Origin of the sequence: Pseudoalteromonas sp. C8 (assembly GCF_011378685.1) — a bacterium.
Classification (GTDB): domain Bacteria; phylum Pseudomonadota; class Gammaproteobacteria; order Enterobacterales; family Alteromonadaceae; genus Pseudoalteromonas; species Pseudoalteromonas arctica.
The window spans coordinates 139,836-155,878 of record NZ_WTKT01000010.1 but is presented as its reverse complement, the minus strand read 5'-3'; the positions used below and the strand labels follow the sequence as shown (position 1 = coordinate 155,878).

Here is a 16,043-nt window from a genome sequence, read left to right as displayed (position 1 = left end):
CTGTTAGAACTCAATCTGTACGAGTGCCCACACAGATGATTGCTTTATATTGTTAAAGAACGTTTTGAGTCGCTTTAGCGTCTCAAGGGATGCGAATAATACACCCTTTATTTTTCGAGTCAACACTTAGTTTTAAACTTTCTTTTTAGATAATTTAAAACCGAAGTTTTATTTAACTCTCTGAGTAGTTCGTGCCTCGCTATGCGTTGGCGCTTCCTGTCTCAGTGGGGTCGCATTATAGGGAGCGGCGGATTTTACGCAAGCGTTATTTGCATAAAATAGTAATTAAAATTTAGCCCCAAGCAAGCACACACGATAAGCACAAGTTACCCACAAAACCCTGTTGATAACTCTGTTTTTGAACTTTAAAACTAAACACTTTTATCCTGATGTGATAAGTTGCGGTCACTTTTTTTAACTCATGTATTTAGGCAGTATCCATGACAGACATAATAAACAGTATAAGTGCCCTTCTATGGGGCCAAGTTCTCGTCTACTTATTAATAGCAGCAGGCCTCTTTTTTACTTTTCGACTAGGCTTTATTCAGTTTGTGCAATTTCCACATATGTTCAAAGTTATGTTTGGCTCTCGTAAATGTGCCGATAATGAAATTTCATCCTTTCAGGCTTTTTGTACTTCGTTAGCTGCACGTGTTGGTACAGGTAATATGGCTGGTGTTGCTGTTGCCTTATACCTAGGTGGGCCAGGTGCTATTTTTTGGATGTGGCTTATTGCATTAATAGGTATGGCTACAAGCTTTGCTGAAAGTACTTTGGCTCAGGCTTATAAAACAAAAGATGCTGATGGCAATTTTAGAGGTGGCCCTGCTTATTATATGCAAAACGGCTTAGGTAAACGCTGGATGGGGACTTTATTCTCGTTATGCTTAATTTTAGCCTTTGGTTTGGTATTTAACGCCGTACAGTCAAACTCTATTGCTGCAGCATTTGAAGTAGCGTTTGATGTACCTAAGTATATAGTAGGCATTTGCTTGGTTATTGGCTCTGGTATTATTATTTTTGGTGGTTTGAAAACGATTTCTCGTTTTGCTGAAATGGTTGTCCCATTTATGGCATTAGCTTACTTGTTAGTGGCTCTTTATGTATGCGCTATTAACTTTACTGCATTACCTGATGTAATTGTACTTATAATAAAAAGTGCTTTTGGTATTGAACAAGCTGGTGCAGGTGCAATTGGTTATGGTGTTACACAAGCTATGATCCAAGGTATAAAGCGTGGCTTATTCTCAAACGAAGCTGGTATGGGTAGTGCAGCTAATGCTGCAGCCACTGCGACACCTTACCCTCCTCATCCAGCATCACAAGGTTATGTGCAAATGCTAGGTGTATTTATTGATACTATTGTTATTTGTACAGCGACTGCTTCTCTTATTTTACTATCGCAGCAATTAGTACCTGAATCTGGTGTTATGGGGATTGAACTTACACAAGCAGCATTACAAGAACATGTCGGCGACTGGGGTACTTACTTTATTGCCATTGCTATATTGTTTTTTGCTTTTACTTCTATTGTGGCTAATTACTCTTACGCTGAAACAAATTTAATGTTTTTAGAGCACAACTCTAATAAAGGTATGTTTATCTTTAGACTTGTTGTTTTAGGTATGGTGATGTTTGGTGCTGTTGGTGAGCTTGGTTTAATTTGGACGCTGGCAGATATATCAATGGGTTTAATGGCCATTGTAAACGTTATAGCGCTATTTATGCTTTCAGGTGTTGTTGTATGGCTCTCTAAAGATTACAACGAACAACGCAAAAAGGGCTTAATACCCACCTTTGACAAAAGTAAGCATCCTAAACTTGCTAAAGAGGTCGATCCCGAGGCCTGGAAATAAACAATAAACAGCGAGCTACGGCTCGCTTTTTTAGTTCTAAAAATAAAAAGTCCTGACACATAGCACTCGATCATTTATAAGTAAAAGCTGTTACGGACGATAAGAACTGTATAGACATTATCTGATTATCAGCCTAGATAAGACAACCTACAAAAACAGATGTTTAATGCCCACAGCTCTGCATTATGTATAAGCACTTTATTGTTTACCTATTTGAAGTTCTCACCATAACTCTAGACTTACTCTTACCCGCGATTTTTAACTTCCAATGAGCATGTGTTAGCAACCAATTCGACAACTATACCAACCTGCATAAATCTCTGAGCAATTTAACGAATTAAATTGCACTATAACGTCGTTAAAAATTTTTATTTAGAACACTAGATACAAAAATTTTTGCCTAAATCTAGCGTAATTTCCTTAACCTTAAATAGACCCCATATATAAGCAGATTGGTATTACTTTATGCTACCAGCACATAGTTGTTTGAACTTTGCTTTCAAGGTTGTTTGCTCTCGAGGTGTAGATTGCTTTACTATTTTGAATTTTTTAAAGCTAATGGCCTACTTTACTGGTTGGTATCATAAGTCTATGACGCTTAGTTCAGTTCAAAGTGTATTCATTAGCATTAAGTACTGTGTGTCGCTAAAGATTGCATGGCTGGTTTATTTGAGGCGCTATAGTATTGGGTTTGGGAATATTACATTATGCTTACTCATATATATCTTTAATACGATAGATATACAAACTCTTAATGAACTATCACACAACGCTATTATTGGGTAGACCATGCATAAAATAGTGCATATCAAGATAATATAAATCATAGAAAACATAAAAATGATAAATCAGGATTTTCACTGGATATTTTATAGATATTAGAAGATTTATTAGATATTTTTTAAGCAGAGCGCTTAATAGAAAGATGGTGCCCGAGGCCGGACTTGAACCGGCACGACTTGTTAGTCGAGGGATTTTAAATCCCTTGTGTCTACCAATTCCACCACTCGGGCATCGAGTTTGCTAATTAAAGCGTGTGGAGTAAATTATATGGAGGCGGAACCCGGAGTCGAACCGAGGTAAACGGATTTGCAATCCGGTGCATGGCCACTCTGCCATTCCGCCTAAATGTGTCCAACTAATTTGGAGCGGTACACGAGGCTCGAACTCGTGACCTCGACCTTGGCAAGGTCGCGCTCTACCAACTGAGCTAGTACCGCAAAATACTGTTTTATCAACTTCAAATCATCTTGGTAAAATAATTTAAAGTGGTGCCCGAGGCCGGACTTGAACCGGCACGACTTGTTAGTCGAGGGATTTTAAATCCCTTGTGTCTACCAATTCCACCACTCGGGCATCGAGTTTGCTAATTAAAGCGTGTGGAGTGTTGAAATGGAGGCGGAACCCGGAGTCGAACCGAGGTAAACGGATTTGCAATCCGGTGCATGGCCACTCTGCCATTCCGCCCCAATACTGGAGTAATAACCTTGAGATAAACATGGAGCGGTACACGAGGCTCGAACTCGTGACCTCGACCTTGGCAAGGTCGCGCTCTACCAACTGAGCTAGTACCGCATCATATTAATTCTAAATTAACCATTTTACAAATTACACTTGGTAATGTAATTAAACCACAAAGTGGTGCCCGAGGCCGGACTTGAACCGGCACGACTTGTTAGTCGAGGGATTTTAAATCCCTTGTGTCTACCAATTCCACCACTCGGGCATCGAGTTTGCTAATTAAAGCGTGTGGAGTGTTGAAATGGAGGCGGAACCCGGAGTCGAACCGAGGTAAACGGATTTGCAATCCGGTGCATGGCCACTCTGCCATTCCGCCCCAATACTGGAGTAATAACCTTGAGATAAACTTGGAGCGGTACACGAGGCTCGAACTCGTGACCTCGACCTTGGCAAGGTCGCGCTCTACCAACTGAGCTAGTACCGCATTTTATTTATCAGTTATTTGAATTAGCACATGATGATTTATGTGAACATTCAGGTAACTGATTAATTACCGTTTTGTTTATCTCGGGGGCTATGCCCTCTCAACACGGACGCATTCTACAGAGATTATTAAACGCGTCAATACAAAAAATGCTAGTTTTGAACTGTTTGCTTGTTTTTTATCTAAAACGGTGCGTTATTATACATTTAGAGTTAATTTTTAGTCAATTCACCCCATGCTGCACGTAAATATTGCATCATAGAACTCAAGGTTAAAAAGGTCGCAATGTACAGTAGTCCAAAACTTAAATAGTTCATCCACGTATCATATTGCCAAATCAAACCGATAATGGCTAACATTTGTGCAGCCGTCTTTATTTTACCCATATTTGATACAGCTACATTACCACGCTTACCCTGCTCTGCCATCCATTCACGAAGTGCAGATATGATAATTTCACGGCTTATTATAATAAGAGCAGGTATTGTCATATACATTGACTGGTACTGATCAGATAACGCTACAAGTGCAGCACATACCATTACTTTGTCAGCAACAGGATCTAAAAAAGCACCAAAAGGAGTTGATTGCTCAAGCTTTCTTGCCAAATAACCGTCTAATATATCGGTGATCGATGCAAGCCAAAAAATAAAGGCGGCAGCAAAAAAAGCCCAGCTATAAGGCAAATAAAATATCACCAAAAAAACGGGGATAAGAAAAAGTCTAAATGTTGTGAGTGTGTTTGGAATATTCCACATAACTACTTGGATATGTCTTTTTTGCTATATTCGCATGTAGGGCTAGCCCTTGTCATGCAAATGGTTAAATATCTTCTCAGCCATGTCAGGGCTGATCCCAGGAACTTTCTTTAACTGTTCTATATTAGCAGCTTTTACACCCTGCATGCCCCCTAAATATTTTAATAATGTTTGGCGACGCTTAGAACCTACTCCATTTATTTCTTCTAGTAGTGATTGTGTACGTTGTTTTTGTCGTTTATTACGATGCCCTGCAATAGCAAAACGGTGAGACTCATCACGTATATGCTGAATCAAATGAAGCGCAGGCGCATCTGAATCCATCGGAATGGTTTTGCGTCCACCGTCAATCAATAGTGTTTCAAGACCGGGTTTACGACTCGTTCCTTTTGCAACACCGACTAATAAAGGCATTTTAGTGTGCGGCCAATTAGAAAAGTACTGCTCAGCGCGTCCTAACTGCCCCTTACCGCCATCAATAAAGATAACGTCTGGAATTTTGTCTTCGTCTACTAACTTGTTATAGCGCTTGTTAAGTGCAAATTCCATTGCAGCATAATCATCGCCACCTGTAATACCTGTTACGTTGTAGCGCCTATACTCTTTTGTATTTGGGCCTTGTGAGTCAAATACAACACAGCTTGCAACGGTGTTCTCCCCCATGGTGTGGCTTATATCAAAACACTCCATTCGGGTAATATCGTCAAGTCGCAGTGTTGCTTTTAATTGTGCATAACGTTTATTAATAGAGTCTTGGGTACTTTGTTTAACCGCAATACTGTTTAATGCATTTTTATTGGCCAGTTGTAAGTATTGCGCACGCTCACCACGAGTGACCACTTTAAGGATTACTTTGCGCTCACTTATTTGTGTAAGCGCTTCGCCGAGTGCCCCGCTCTCTTCTATTTCAAACGGTAATATGATTTCTTTTGCAATACGCCCTGTTGCTCCTGGCGCTAAATAGTACTGTCCTAAAAATGAAGTCAATATTTCTTGCTCACTCGAATCTTTAGGTACTTTTGGAAAATAGGTTTTACTACCCAGTACTTTATGATCGCGGATCATTAATAAATGAATGCCGTTTAACCCGTTTAAATGCGCAAAACCGACAACATCCATTTCTGCAAAGTTACCAGAAATAGACTGTTGCTCCTGCATTTTACGAAGTAGCATTATTTGGTCGCGAACTTTTGCCGCCAATTCAAAGTTTAATTGCAGGCTGGCTGCTTCCATTTTTTTTATTAAATCAGCAATAACTTCGTGAGATTTACCCGTTAAAAATTTACGAACATAGTCAACTTGCTCACTGTAATCATCATCAGTTACTTTATTTACACATGGAGCTGAGCAACGTTTAAGTTGATATTGCAGACACGGGCGACTTCTTGCGCGGTAATAAGCATCTTCACATTGACGAACAGGAAATATTTTTTGCATTAACCGCAAGCTTTCAGATACCGCTCCTGCGCTTGGGAAAGGCCCAAAGTACTCACCTTTAATTTTACGACTGCCACGATGAAATGCTAAACGAGGGTGTTTATGGCTAGTGAGTAAAATATAGGGGTACGACTTATCGTCGCGTAATAATATGTTGTACCGAGGCTGATATTTTTTTATTAGATTATTTTCTAGCAGCAGCGCTTCGGTTTCAGTATTGGTGAGGGTGACTTCAATGTTACAAATATTACTCACTAAAACGCGTGTTTTGCTATCGGTAATGTTACTTCTAAAGTAACTGCTCACACGCTTTTTTAGATGCTTTGCTTTACCAACATAAATAACTTGGTTGTCACTATCAAGCATGCGGTATACGCCCGGCTCACTTGATAGCGTTTTGAGAAAATGTACGTGATCGAATTCAGACATAAATTATAGTTAGTACGAAACGTCTATATCAATCATTTTATGACGAATAGCTAAATGGGTAAGCTCAACATCACCACCTACATTTAACTTTTCAAACATACGGTAACGATAGCTATTTACTGTTTTAGAGCTTAGATTTAAGCGTTCAGCTATATTTTGTGCTTTTTCACCTTTGGTGATCATAAGCATAATTTGCAGTTCGCGCTCAGATAAACTCTGAAAAGGGTTTTCATCTGTGCGGCCTGTCACTTGTGCAAGCGCTATCTGCTGTGCAATTTCAGGTGCAATGTAACGCTGACCAGCATGAACACAACGAATGGCACGAACCATTTCGTCAGAGCCTGCACCTTTAGTTAAAAAGCCATGTGCACCAATTTGCATTACCTTGCTCGGAAACGGGTCTTCACAATTAACAGTAAGCACAATAATTTTTACATCTGGGCAGTAACGACAAATCTTTTTAGTCGCTTCTAATCCGCCCATGCCTGGCATATTCATATCCATTAATACTATGTTTGGCGCATGCTGACGACAAAACTGTACAGCCTCTTCGCCAGTTTTAGCTTCGCCAATTACTTTAAACCCTCGTACGTCATCAAGAATACGCTTGATTCCTGTTCGTACAAGTTCATGGTCATCAACTAAAAGTACATTAATCAATGGAACATCCTCACTTACCTAACAACATGCAATTTAATTAAATTAATTTGCCACAGTAACATACATAAAGCGAAACAATAATTAATATTATTGCCTCGCTCTAATAGTTTAAGATGACGATTTTTCGCTAAATCTGTCAACCCATAACGCAATGATACCATCACCCGTTACATTACACGCAGTACCAAAGCTATCTTGTGCTAAATAAAGTGCAATCATTAATGCAACAGCACCTTCATTAAACCCAAGCATGCTTGTTAATAAACCAAGCGCCGACATGACTGCACCACCTGGCGCACCCGGTGCTGCAATCATTACTACACCTAACATCATAATAAACGGTAGCATACCCATTAATGAAGGAACTTCCATGCTTGGCGATAAAAACATAACAGCCATTGCACAGGTTACTATAGTGATAGTTGAGCCAGATAAGTGAATAGTCGCGCAAAGTGGCACTGTAAAGTTAGCTACATCTTCTTTAACGTTATTTGCTTTACTTGATTGAAGCGATACTGGAATCGTTGCTGCACTTGACATAGTACCTAACGCTGTAAAGTAAGCTGGTAGCATATTTTTAACTAATTCGATTGGATTACGTTTTAACAATATACCTGTCGCTATATATAAAACGCTTAACCATAACCAATGCATAACAAGCGCTGCAATTAGTACTACACCAAATGTTTGCAACGTATCTACCACAGTGCCTGCCACCGTCATTTCGGCAAATACGCCAGCAATGTAAAATGGTAAAGCAGGGATAATTACTTTCGATAATAACCCGTCCACTACATCACGACCCTGATCAGACACCTTTTTAAGCGTATCAAGTTCTAGTTGGCTCATGCCTATACCAAATACAAAAGCAGTCACTAATGCGGTCATTACACCCATCAGAGGTGGAATTTCTAAATCAATAAAACTACCTATTTCAGTAGCAACTTCTGCTTCAAATGTTATGCCACCACTTAAAAAAGGGATAACAGCACTTACTAATAAAAATGCAAGCGTACCTGCAATAATGGTAGAGCTGTAAGCAAACCCGACTGTTTTACCCAGTAAGTGACCAGACCCTTTTGGTAGGCCAGCAATACCCGATGCAATAAAAAATAAAATGATAAGAGGGATGGTAAAGGAGATAATTTGACCAATCAGCTCTTTTACTGTAAATAAAAGTTCAACACCAGTTATAGGTACATATAGTCCGACTAAGATACCGGCCACAATACCGGCAATTAATTTTAAGATTAACTTCATTGTGATTGCTTAATTGAATTTAGATACGTGTTTTTATCATGTTTTAGACGCATTGTGTGATAAAACTATTCAAGTTACATTCATATGCACAAATAACGAACAAATACAGCTTGATCCAATGCTCTTTCGAACATTTTTTGACTAAACGAGTTTTTACTCTTTAAATTTCAAATTAAGCCCGCACCTATAATAACTAAAGCACCGTTAATAATTGATTTTTATTTCGGCTGGTTATAAGCCCAATAGATATATGTTATAGCCAAACTTTACTTTAGTTTTTTTAAACTCACAGTAAAGTGTGTTTATATAGTTAGTAGCAAAGGCTATTAACACGTTGATCAGATTGCATCCAAAGGAACATTATGTCTACTATTTTTGAAGATAACTCACTAAGCATCGGTAATACACCGCTGGTAAAACTTAACCGTGTTACAGGTGGGAATGTATACGCTAAAGTTGAATCTCGTAATCCAAGCTTTAGTATCAAATGCCGCATTGGTGCATCGATGATTTGGGAAGCTGAAAAATCAGGTCAGCTTGTTGAAGGTAAAGAACTTATAGAACCAACATCGGGGAACACCGGTATTGCACTTGCATTTGTTGCAGCAGCACGTGGTTACAAGTTAACACTTACTATGCCAAACACCATGAGCCTAGAACGTCGCAAGCTATTAAAAGCATTAGGTGCAAATCTAGTACTTACCGACGGTGCTAAAGGTATGAACGGCGCAATTGAAAAAGCAAAAGAAATTCAAGCAACAGCACCTGATAAGTATATTTTATTACAACAATTCGAAAACCCTGCAAACCCAAAAATTCACTTTGAAACAACAGGCCCTGAAATTTACGATGCGCTTGACGGCAAAGTAGACTTTTTTGTAGCAGGTGTAGGTACTGGTGGTACTATTACAGGTGTTAGCCGCTACCTTAAAACAGAAAAAGGTTTAAACGTTAAGTCTATTGCTGTTGAGCCAACTAACTCTCCTGTTATTAGCCAAACGCTTGCCGGCGAAGAAATTAAACCTGGCCCTCATAAAATCCAAGGTATTGGTGCAGGCTTTATCCCTGGCAACTTAGATATGGACTTAATTGATGGTGCCGAGCTTGTATCTAACGAAGACGCAATTGCAATGGCGCATCAGTTAATGAAAAAAGAAGGTATTTTAGTCGGTATTTCGTCAGGTGCTGCGGTTGTTGCAGCTAAGCGAATTGCTGAAAAACCTGAAAACGCAGATAAAAATATTGTTGTTATCCTACCTAGTGCAACTGAGCGTTACTTATCAAGCCCAATGTTTGATGAAGAATTTAGTGAGCAAGAGTTAGTACAGTAAGTAATTTTAAGATTTTTAAAAGGATGCTTTAGGCATCCTTTTTTATTATTTATTATCCAATTTTCTATTTATTGCCCCCCATACCTTTACATCTTCCTAGATAAACCACACACTTTAAAAAAACTAATTAATAATAACTAATATGAAAAAAATCACGAGTTTATTAAGTTTGGTTATCTGTTTATTTTTATCAGCCTGTGGAGACGATACCAAAACACTTGGCGACACTCCTGGCGATACAGCAACCGCTTATTTTGATGCGCTTTATAACCAGCAAGACCTTCAAAAAGCCAGCACCATGGCAACACCCAATCTTACGCGCATCATGAAATCCTACGGCACTGCAAAACAGTTTTCCCGTAACTTAGTAAATATGCAATATGATGAAGTAACCATTGAAGTTGATATGACCAATATGAGCATCCGTGAACAATACGGTGATAACGCCAAAATAAACCTTATTTTTACCGGCTATTTAAATGGTGATAAAATTGACGAAATGCGCAGTGTAAAAATGCTTCGTAAAAAGGGCAAATGGTACATAGATAAAATAGTTGCCGACCCTTACGCTCGTTAAAATAAATGAATTAAACATAAAAAGGCCTTACATTTGTAAGGCCTTTTTGATCATGCTTGAGTTAGTATTTAAAGTACTGCACTAAAGATCACCTGGTTGAAAATTATCAACTGCAATGGCTTTCTTTCGTAACTTATTAGCGTGATGCATTGCATCAGCATCCGTTTGCTCTAACAACTTATTTTCAAGCGCATAATTTATAGCACCTTCAATATCAAGCGTTGCAGGCACACTGCCCTTACGCTGCCATTGTTTTAGATCTTTAAACTGCGCTTGCATATCATGCATAGCTAAAAATGCGCTTTCCATGACCCCTGTACCTGCATTTTCATCTACATAACATAAATGCGTTAAGCGGTTTCTAAATACACCCGGTTGAGTCATACGCTCACAAATACTTTGTGCTATTTCATCACTTGGTCTGTGGTAATGATTTCCAAGCGGGAATACGATACGTTTAAGGGTAAAATTAACAACCGGATTTGAAAAGTTTTTAAAGAAGCCATTAAACGCTTGGCCAATTTCAAATAATGAGTTCTCAATAGCATATTTTACAAATGGTAAATCAGCTTGTTGGCGCCCTTCGTCTTCATAACGTTTTAAAACAGTTGATGCTAAGTACAAATGACTTAATACATCACCCAAACGTGCCGATATCATTTCTTTTCGTTTAAGCTCACCGCCAAGCATTAACATAGCCACGTCTGTGCAAATAGCTAAGCCTCGGCTCATTCTGCTCAGTTGCTTATAATAAACAGCCGTTTCACCACCTACAGGCGCTTTAGCAAAATAACTACGTGTTAAGCCATGCACAAATGCCATACCAGCATTACTTGCTGCAAATATTATATGGTTCATTAATAAACCATCAAATTGTTCAAGTGCTGCGTCGTCATCTTCCATTGCAGCGGCTTCCATTTCTTTTAAAACAAATGGATGGCAGCGTGTTGCACCTTGGCCAAATATCATTAAGTTACGCGTTAAAATATTCGCGCCTTCAACCGTAATTGATACTGGAATACCCATATAGCCATGTGCCAAATAGTTATTAGGCCCTACTTGAATTCCTTTACCTGAATGAATATCCATTGCATCATTCATTACCGTACGACCCATTTCAGTCATATGGTATTTAGCAATCGCTGTTACAACCGACGGGCTTAATTTTAAATCAATCGCACCTGCGGTCATTAATCGGCACGACTCAAGTGTGTAAGTTAAACCACCAATACGTGCAAGTGCCTCTTGCACACCTTCAAACTGCCCTATAGATACACCAAACTGCTGGCGTACCATGGCGTATGCCGATGTCATTTTTGAAGCTAAATGTCCAGTTGCTGCACTTAATGCCGGTAGTGATATACCACGCCCTGCACTTAAACACTCAACAAGCATTCTCCAGCCACGCCCTGCACACTCTTGCCCACCAATGATCCAGTCCAGTGGTATAAATACATCTTTACCGTAAGTAGTACCATTCATAAAGGCCATATTAAGCGGATAATGACGCTCACCCGTTTCAACACCCGGATGATCGGTTGGTATTAGAGCACATGTAATGCCTAGCTCTTTCTTATCACCTAATAAAGCATCAGGGTCATACATTTTAAATGCTAAGCCGAGTACAGTAGCCACGGGTGCAAGTGTAATGTAACGCTTTGACCAATTTAAACGCAGGCCCATTACTTGCTCGCCATTGTGCTCACCCATACACACCACGCCTGAATCAGGAATGCTGCCAGCATCAGAGCCCGCCTCTGGTCCCGTTAATGCAAAACAAGGAACATCTGTACCATTAGCTAAACTTGGCAGCCAACGATCTTGCTGCTCTTTAGTACCATAGTGAAGAAGTAACTCGCCCGGACCTAAGCTATTAGGCACCATAACAGTGACTGCGGCTGTTAAGCTTTTAGTCGAAATTTTTGACACTATCGTTGAATTAGCAATTGCCGAGAACTCACGACCGCCAAATTTTTCAGGAATGATCAGCGCAAAAAAACCTTCTGTTTTTAGGTAATCCCACACTTCTTTTGGTAAGTCTTTGTCTTTTTGTACAATTTGATAATCATCAAGCATCGCCAATAAGGTTTCTACTTGGTTAGCCATAAATGCGTTTTCTTTATCGCTAAGCTCTGGTTTAGGAAAGCGGTGCAGTTTTTGCCAGTCTGGGTTACCACTAAATAACTCACCATCCCACCAAACATCACCTGCTTCCATCGCCTCTCGCTCTGTTTGCGATAATGGCGGAAGCACCTTTTTGAACATTTTAAACGTAGGACGACTAATCAAGTTTAGGCGAATATCTTTAACCGCAAAAATAACCACCACCACGACCAGCAATATTATAAATATTAACATGCGCACATTCCTTACACATTGAATGAAAATAGTAACTTAATTATGACCCATCTTAATTTAAATACAATCATTGCACGACGAGTCGTGAGCCTTAACGCATTCATTTTATTGTTTTAAACATCACTGCTATTATCAACGTTTTAATAACAATAAATTAAAGGAATAGCATGACCCCCTTTCGATTTAAACTAAGTATGAGCGCCTTAATGGTAGCAAGTACTCTTGCTTTAACGGCCTGCGATGCGCAAGTAACTATAGACACTACCGATTCAGCACACACTAAAAAAGCTGTAACAGCTAAAGATGCAAAAACATTTATAACAAACACAGAAAAAGAACTAAGTGCACTTTATTTAGAATCGAGCCGTGCAGAGTGGATTTACGCAAACTTTATTACTCATGATACGTCGGCTCTATCGGCTGAAGTTAACCGTAAAATGACAGAAACAGTCGTGCGTTTAGCAAATGAAGCTGCAAAATACGACGAACTAGAGCTTGATTACGATGCTCGCCGTAAGCTTGATAAACTAAAACTAGCACTTACACTTCCAGCCCCACAAGACGCTGATAAAACAGCGAAGCTTTCACAAATTGTCGCAGAGCTTGGCGGGCTATATGGTAAAGGTAAATACTGTAAAGAAGACGGCACCTGTTTAAGCCTTGGCGACATGACTTCAAAAATGGCCACCAGCCGAGATTACAACGAACTACTTGATTTATGGCAAGGCTGGCGTGAAATATCAAAACCCATGCGCCCACTTTACGAGCAACAAGTAGCACTTACCAACGAAGGTGCAAAGGAGCTTGGTTATGCCGATACGGGCGCTATGTGGCGCAGTAAATACGATATGCCTGCTGATGACTTCACCACTGAGCTTGACCGTATTTGGGGCCAAGTTAAACCACTGTATAACTCGCTACACTGCCATGTTCGCGCAAAGTTAGGTGAAAAGTACGGCACCGAAAAAGTACCTCAAGATCAGCCAATACCAGCGCACTTGCTTGGTAATATGTGGGCGCAAGCATGGGGTAATATTTACGATGTAGTTGCACCAGAAAACGCCGATCCGGGTTACGACGTAACCGAGTTATTAGCTCAAAATAATTACGACGAACTTAAAATGGTAAAAGGGGCTGAAAACTTTTTTACCTCAATGGGTTTTGACGCACTACCAGAGACATTTTACGAGCGTTCACTGTTTGTAAAACCAAAAGACAGAGATGTGCAGTGTCATGCATCAGCATGGAATATCGATAGCAAAGACGATTTACGCATTAAAATGTGTATTCAGCGCACAGGCGAAGAGTTTTCAGTTATTCACCATGAATTAGGTCATAACTTTTATCAACGCGCATACAACAAGCAGCCTTTATTTTATCAAGAAAGTGCAAACGATGGTTTTCATGAAGCCATTGGTGACACCATTGCCTTATCCGTTACACCAGGTTACTTAAAAGAAATCGGCTTACTTGAACAAGTACCTGATGAATCTAAAGATATTGGTTTATTAATGAAAATGGCACTTGATAAAGTCGCCTTTGTGCCGTTTAGCTTAATGGTTGATCAGTGGCGCTGGCAGGTATTTTCAGGTGAAGTAGCACCGGAAAATTACAATAAAGCATGGTGGGAACTACGTGAAAAATACCAAGGAGTGCAAGCTCCTATCGCACGTAGCGAAAATGACTTTGATCCGGGTGCTAAGTACCACGTTCCGGGTAACACGCCTTATACTCGTTACTTTTTAGCGCATATTTTACAATTTGAGTTTCATCGCAGCTTATGTGAAATTGCCGGTAACGATAAAGCCATTCATCGCTGCTCTATTTATAACTCAAAAGAAGCAGGGGATAAGCTAAACGCTATGCTTGAAATGGGTTCGTCTCGCCCTTGGCAAGAGGCGCTTGAAACTGTAACAGGTAAGCCGCAAATGGATGCAACAGCAATGCTCGATTACTTTGCACCATTACAAACTTATTTAGATAAACAAAACGAAGGCCGCAACTGCGGCTGGTAAATAGCGCTGAATAAAAAGCCCGCTCAAATGAGCGGGCTTTTTATTCATATTCTAATTTTCTGTTAAATTAGAACTGTAAGCTTACATTTGCAAAGTAAGCATCATAATCAGAATCATCCCAGTTATTGCCGTAACCTGCTTTTAAACCAACATTGTTGTTGAAAAAGTGTTGGCCACCAAGAGTGTAGTCATCATTTTTATTAACTGTAACAAACACCGATGTTGCTTTGCTGAAATAGTAGTTAGATGCTAATTCCCAGTTACTTGAACCGCCATCAACATCTTCAAATTTACCTTCAACAGTCAAGAAGTTACCTTGCTGTAAATCAACAAAGTACTTAGCTGCTACTGCACGGTAATCAAACTCATCATCTGCTGTTACTGTAAAGCCGATATAATCAGTGCTGTTTAACTGGTGGTTATACGCTAAGTCAAACACAAATTGATTGTCAGCATCTTCTACATCAACAAACGTTGCTTTTAATACAAGGTTTGGGTTAAAGAAGTAACCCGCTGAAAGTTCAATTACATCCGTGCTTGAGCCAAAATCACTATCGAGATTATTGTACTGTGCACCTAATACAAAATCTTCTACAAAATACTCACCGCCAATGCTAGTAACATCTCCAAGATCATTATCACTGTATGCACCATAAACATTTGTTTGCTTATTGATGTATTCAAATTGATCGTAAGGACCTAAAGTCGCTTTTGGAGAAAAATAATATGTTGAGTCAACACTTACTGTGTCATCACCATCTACGTCCACATATCCTACATGGCTGATTGATTGGTAAGTATCTGCGGCTATTGCAGTGGTTGCAGCACTTGATAATAAAATGCTCGAAATGATAACGGCTAATTTTTTCATTTTAAATTCCCTATAAATATTACTTTTTATGCCTCAGCTGTCTAGCCAAAGTCGGGGCGCATCCTAACGCCAAAAAAAATGAACGAAAACTGAATAAAAGGTCAAATTAAACCCAGCGGAGTTGTAATAATTTATATGCAAATATAAATACAAAGTATCCATCAAATTTACAAGACAATATCATGTCATCATTTAAATTTAAAAAGTAACAAATACGGTACAAACTGTCGCTAAATTGAACACAACTTAATTATTCGATAAACCTCATCAATATAATTTCCTCTCACTAAATTTTTTTAATTTCTCAAAAAAATTACTTTGTTTAATTCATTATTTCTGTATTTATAATGAAAAATAGGTTTGTGTCAGTGCATATTTTTATCTGTTTTTTCCAATAACCATTGTTTACTAGCAAAAACAACTCCAATGCTTACTATTTTATAGCTATTATCATCGACTGCACTTAATGGCTTTAATAACAATTTAGCCATTCATGGCACTCTATTTATAACTTAAAGGAGTTATTTAGATGAGCATAATAAAGGC

At 39.2% G+C, this 16,043-nt stretch carries 10 protein-coding genes and 9 tRNA genes; 4 read left to right on the top strand and 15 right to left on the bottom strand.

Going from position 1 to position 16,043, the window contains the following annotated elements; all coding sequences use genetic code 11:
* The first annotated feature begins 440 nt into the window (after positions 1 to 440).
* Complete coding sequence (locus GQR39_RS11865; protein WP_010555303.1) at positions 441 to 1,856, top strand: sodium:alanine symporter family protein; 1,416 nt, start codon at positions 441 to 443, stop codon at positions 1,854 to 1,856.
* A gap of 926 nt (positions 1,857 to 2,782) precedes the next feature.
* Here the strand turns inward: GQR39_RS11865 and GQR39_RS11860 are convergent.
* From GQR39_RS11860 to GQR39_RS11800, 13 genes are all read right to left on the bottom strand, one after another.
* Positions 2,783 to 2,869, bottom strand: a tRNA-Leu gene (locus tag GQR39_RS11860).
* Positions 2,870 to 2,907: 38 nt separating this feature from the next.
* Positions 2,908 to 2,981, bottom strand: a tRNA-Cys gene (locus tag GQR39_RS11855).
* Between the two features lie 19 nt (positions 2,982 to 3,000).
* Positions 3,001 to 3,076 (bottom strand) — tRNA-Gly (locus tag GQR39_RS11850).
* A gap of 49 nt (positions 3,077 to 3,125) precedes the next feature.
* A tRNA-Leu gene (locus GQR39_RS11845) sits at positions 3,126 to 3,212 on the bottom strand.
* Positions 3,213 to 3,249: 37 nt separating this feature from the next.
* A tRNA-Cys gene (locus GQR39_RS11840) sits at positions 3,250 to 3,323 on the bottom strand.
* 32 nt (positions 3,324 to 3,355) lie between these two features.
* Positions 3,356 to 3,431 (bottom strand) — tRNA-Gly (locus GQR39_RS11835).
* 64 nt (positions 3,432 to 3,495) lie between these two features.
* Positions 3,496 to 3,582 (bottom strand) — tRNA-Leu (locus GQR39_RS11830).
* Positions 3,583 to 3,619: 37 nt separating this feature from the next.
* Positions 3,620 to 3,693 (bottom strand) — tRNA-Cys (locus GQR39_RS11825).
* 32 nt (positions 3,694 to 3,725) lie between these two features.
* Positions 3,726 to 3,801: transfer RNA gene (locus GQR39_RS11820), tRNA-Gly, on the bottom strand.
* A gap of 212 nt (positions 3,802 to 4,013) precedes the next feature.
* Positions 4,014 to 4,559, bottom strand: coding sequence for a CDP-diacylglycerol--glycerol-3-phosphate 3-phosphatidyltransferase (gene pgsA, locus GQR39_RS11815; protein WP_032827134.1), 546 nt, complete (start codon positions 4,557 to 4,559; stop codon positions 4,014 to 4,016).
* Positions 4,560 to 4,601: 42 nt separating this feature from the next.
* On the bottom strand, positions 4,602 to 6,425 hold the full coding sequence (uvrC, locus tag GQR39_RS11810) for an excinuclease ABC subunit UvrC (protein ID WP_021032122.1): 1,824 nt from the start codon (positions 6,423 to 6,425) through the stop codon (positions 4,602 to 4,604).
* Positions 6,426 to 6,434: 9 nt separating this feature from the next.
* Positions 6,435 to 7,085, bottom strand: a complete 651-nt coding sequence (gene uvrY, locus GQR39_RS11805) for a UvrY/SirA/GacA family response regulator transcription factor (RefSeq protein ID WP_002963136.1) — start codon at positions 7,083 to 7,085, stop codon at positions 6,435 to 6,437.
* A 108-nt stretch (positions 7,086 to 7,193) separates the two neighbouring features.
* Positions 7,194 to 8,345: a dicarboxylate/amino acid:cation symporter gene (locus GQR39_RS11800; RefSeq protein ID WP_007587010.1), complete on the bottom strand. Its 1,152-nt coding sequence runs from the start codon at positions 8,343 to 8,345 to the stop codon at positions 7,194 to 7,196.
* Positions 8,346 to 8,707: 362 nt separating this feature from the next.
* Between GQR39_RS11800 and cysK the strand changes: the two genes are divergently transcribed.
* Positions 8,708 to 9,676: a cysteine synthase A gene (gene cysK, locus GQR39_RS11795; RefSeq protein WP_002963138.1), complete on the top strand. Its 969-nt coding sequence runs from the start codon at positions 8,708 to 8,710 to the stop codon at positions 9,674 to 9,676.
* A gap of 142 nt (positions 9,677 to 9,818) precedes the next feature.
* On the top strand, positions 9,819 to 10,253 hold the full coding sequence (locus GQR39_RS11790; RefSeq protein ID WP_007587009.1) for a hypothetical protein: 435 nt from the start codon (positions 9,819 to 9,821) through the stop codon (positions 10,251 to 10,253).
* 81 nt (positions 10,254 to 10,334) lie between these two features.
* On the opposite strand, the gene GQR39_RS11785 is transcribed toward GQR39_RS11790, so the two are convergent.
* Positions 10,335 to 12,611 (bottom strand): acyl-CoA dehydrogenase, encoded by a 2,277-nt coding sequence (locus tag GQR39_RS11785; protein ID WP_165735706.1) that lies wholly within the window; start codon positions 12,609 to 12,611, stop codon positions 10,335 to 10,337.
* Between the two features lie 167 nt (positions 12,612 to 12,778).
* Between GQR39_RS11785 and GQR39_RS11780 the strand changes: the two genes are divergently transcribed.
* The gene (locus GQR39_RS11780) at positions 12,779 to 14,626 is read left to right on the top strand and encodes a M2 family metallopeptidase (RefSeq protein ID WP_165735705.1); all 1,848 of its coding nucleotides are present in this window, start codon (positions 12,779 to 12,781) and stop codon (positions 14,624 to 14,626) included.
* Between the two features lie 67 nt (positions 14,627 to 14,693).
* On the opposite strand, the gene GQR39_RS11775 is transcribed toward GQR39_RS11780, so the two are convergent.
* Positions 14,694 to 15,497, bottom strand: coding sequence for a putative porin (locus GQR39_RS11775; protein ID WP_165735704.1), 804 nt, complete (start codon positions 15,495 to 15,497; stop codon positions 14,694 to 14,696).
* Positions 15,498 to 16,043: the final 546 nt, after the last annotated feature.